This is a genomic window from Cellulosilyticum ruminicola JCM 14822, assembly GCF_001311925.1.
GTDB lineage: Bacteria > Bacillota > Clostridia > Lachnospirales > Cellulosilyticaceae > Cellulosilyticum > Cellulosilyticum ruminicola.
Genome location: NZ_BBCG01000186.1, coordinates 1 through 627, shown reverse-complemented (window position 1 = coordinate 627; position 627 = coordinate 1). Strand labels below are relative to the sequence as shown.

General features: G+C 37.2%; 1 protein-coding gene. It reads right to left on the bottom strand.

What is annotated here, in order from left to right; all coding sequences use genetic code 11:
• Positions 1–627 (bottom strand): IS66 family transposase (locus JCM14822_RS18820; RefSeq protein WP_157047921.1); only part of this gene is annotated, 627 nt, incomplete at both ends.

Below are 627 nucleotides of genomic sequence, written 5' to 3'. Positions count from 1 at the left end.
CTCTAGGGTGACTCTGATTTCGTGTTTTTTGGTACTCATACAATACAATCGGTGCTGCATCATACATTTTTCCTGTACGATAGACCCACATATAGCTTTTGGCTCCTGCAGAACGTCCATCTTTATTAACAAGCACTGGTGTTTCATCTGCTTGAATAACAGGTGACCTATACAATTCTTGATGCAATCGATCCCATACTAATGATAAGTATCTTTCAGCACAACGTATCACCCAGTTAGCCATTACCTGCCTAGAGATATTGACTTCTGCACGTTTAAACTCTTGCTCTAAACGATAAAGCGGAATGGCGTTTACATACTTTGCATTCATGATTGCAGATGCTAATGATGGTGTCACAATACTATTACGTAAAAGATCTGTAGGACGATCAGCACGTACAATCGTTTCATTATCTTTTCCAGCATAAACAGATACATGATGTTCTTCAACTTCAAAAACAGCTGGATGGAAGGTAAGGCGTTTGTATACTTCTTCGGGAAGTTCTTTCCAGTTATCTTTACCAAAGATCTGTGTAAGCTGTTTATCTGTTAACTTATGAGGAATAACATTTACAGGTATATTTTTAAGATCTTCATCTCTTTTACCTTTAGTCTTCTTTCTTTTAT